Here is a 1,997-nt window from a genome sequence, read left to right as displayed (position 1 = left end):
TGGATGCGGGCCACGAGCTCGTCCTTGTGGAACGGCTTGGTGAGGTAGTCGTCGGCGCCGAAGCCGAGGCCCTTCACCTTGTCCTCGATGCTGGCCATCCCTGAGAGGATCAGGATCGGGGTCTTCACCTTGGCGACCCGGAGCTTCCTGAGCACGTCATAGCCAGACATGTCGGGCAGGTTCAGGTCGAGCAGGATGATGTCGTAGTCGTAGAGCTTACCGAGATCGATCCCCTCCTCACCGAGATCGGTGGTGTAGGTCACGAACCGCTCGGATTTGAGCATCAGTTCAATGCTCTCCGCCACCGACGCATCATCCTCGACCAGCAGAACACGCATCGTCGAACCCCTAAAATTTAAAAAAACTCCTAAAGCGCGATCCCTAACAGAACCTTGACGCCTAATTCGGTAAGTTGTTATGTGGAGCGAAAAGTATTTAAGGGTGATAAAATGACCGGTGGTGCGATGCTCGTTTCAGGGCGTGACGAATTCGAGATGACGGCCGACCTCGTCGCCGCTTTCGTATCAAATAACAATGTCCCGGCCAGTGAACTGCCGGCGCTGATCACCAGCGTGCATGCCGCCATCAATGGTCTCGGCAACGGAGTCAAGGCTGAGGCTGCTATCCCCGAGAAGCCGACCCCCGCCCAGATCCGCAAGTCGGTCACCCCGGACGGCATGGTCAGCTTCGAGGATGGCAAGACCTACAAGACGATGAAGCGCCACCTCAAGCTTCGCGGGCTCACACCGGATAGCTACCGTGCGAAGTACGGCCTGCCGTCTGACTACCCCATCGTATCGGCCGCCTACTCCGCCAAGCGGTCCGAGCTGGCGCGCTCGCTCGGCCTCGGCCAGTTGCGGCGCAAGGCAGCCGCTAAGGCTGCTGATACGGGAGAAACGATCTCCGAGGCACCCAAGACCCGCGTTGGGAAGGCCAAGGTCCGGAAGAAGGCCGCCGAGACGGCTTAAAGCTGCTCAGCAACCATTTTATGCGCTAGCGTACACCTTCACAGCTCCGCCGCATTCCAAGCGCCGTCTGAATGGTACCTTCGGGAAGGGAGCATCAGGTCATGGCTGGAAGCGATCACGAGCCTACCATTCCACCCACCGTGCCGATCACGGGCGTGAACGTCCCAGATCCAACCACCGACGGTGAGCCTGAGAACAAAGACCCGGTGGTCGAGGCTCAAAAGAAGCTGAATGATCCGGACAAGGCTGCCGAGGACGGTCAGGCCTAGCTTCTCACGAGCTGTGCTCGGGCCGGATCGGCATCGTAGACCTCGATAGGCCCGAAGGCCTACCGAGGCTGTTACACATTGATCCTATCAAGCTGCTCGAACGGTCGCGAGGAAGCGCCCCACCTCGGCTGCGAGGGTCTCCGACTGGCGCGACAGCTCGGACGCCGCGCCGAGCACCTGGGTCGCGGCCGCCCCGGTCTCCTCGGCGGCGCCGGCGACGCCGGTGATGTTGCTGGTCACCTCGGCCGTACCCATCGCTGCCTGGCTGACGTTGCGCACGATCTCCTGGGTCGCCGCGCCCTGCTCCGCGACCGCCGCCGCGATCGCGGTGGCCACCGCGTTGATCTCGCGGATGCGCCCGGTCATCCCGCCGATCGAGGCGACCGCCTGACCGGTCGAGGCCTGGATCTGCGCGATCTGGCCCGAGATCTCGCTCGTCGCCCTGGCGGTCTGCTCGGCCAGGGCCTTCACCTCGGAGGCGACCACGGCGAAACCCTTGCCGGCCGCACCGGCGCGGGCCGCCTCAATGGTGGCGTTCAGGGCCAGCAGGTTGGTCTGGCCGGCGATGTTCGAGATCAGCCCGACCACGTCGCCGATCCGCGACACCGCCGCGCTCAGCTCCTGCACCCGGGCGCCGGTCTGGTCGGCCTCGCGCACGGCCAGATGCGCGAGCTCGGCCGAGCCGCCGACCTGCCGGCCGATCTCGGCCACCGAGGAGCCGAGCTCCTCGGCGGCCGCCGCCACCGTGTTGACGTTGGTG

General features: G+C 64.1%; 4 protein-coding genes. 2 read left to right on the top strand and 2 right to left on the bottom strand.

Annotated elements, in window-relative coordinates; all coding sequences use genetic code 11:
- Positions 1-338, bottom strand: a 338-nt coding sequence (locus MKK70_RS00070) for a response regulator (RefSeq protein ID WP_243945253.1), incomplete at its 3' end; no start/stop codon positions are given.
- Between the two features lie 111 nt (positions 339-449).
- Between MKK70_RS00070 and MKK70_RS00065 the strand changes: the two genes are divergently transcribed.
- Together MKK70_RS00065 and MKK70_RS00060 are read left to right on the top strand one after the other, a co-directional pair.
- Entirely contained in the window at positions 450-968 is a 519-nt protein-coding gene (locus MKK70_RS00065) for a MucR family transcriptional regulator (RefSeq protein WP_243945251.1), read from the top strand.
- Positions 969-1,069: 101 nt separating this feature from the next.
- Positions 1,070-1,237: a hypothetical protein gene (locus MKK70_RS00060; protein ID WP_243932564.1), complete on the top strand. Its 168-nt coding sequence runs from the start codon at positions 1,070-1,072 to the stop codon at positions 1,235-1,237.
- An 87-nt stretch (positions 1,238-1,324) separates the two neighbouring features.
- Here the strand turns inward: MKK70_RS00060 and MKK70_RS00055 are convergent.
- The coding region (locus tag MKK70_RS00055; RefSeq protein WP_243945249.1) for a methyl-accepting chemotaxis protein at positions 1,325-1,997 on the bottom strand (673 nt) is incomplete at its 5' end.

The organism is Methylobacterium sp. E-041, from assembly GCF_022829665.1.
GTDB lineage: Bacteria > Pseudomonadota > Alphaproteobacteria > Rhizobiales > Beijerinckiaceae > Methylobacterium.
This window is presented reverse-complemented; position numbering and strand designations above follow the sequence as displayed.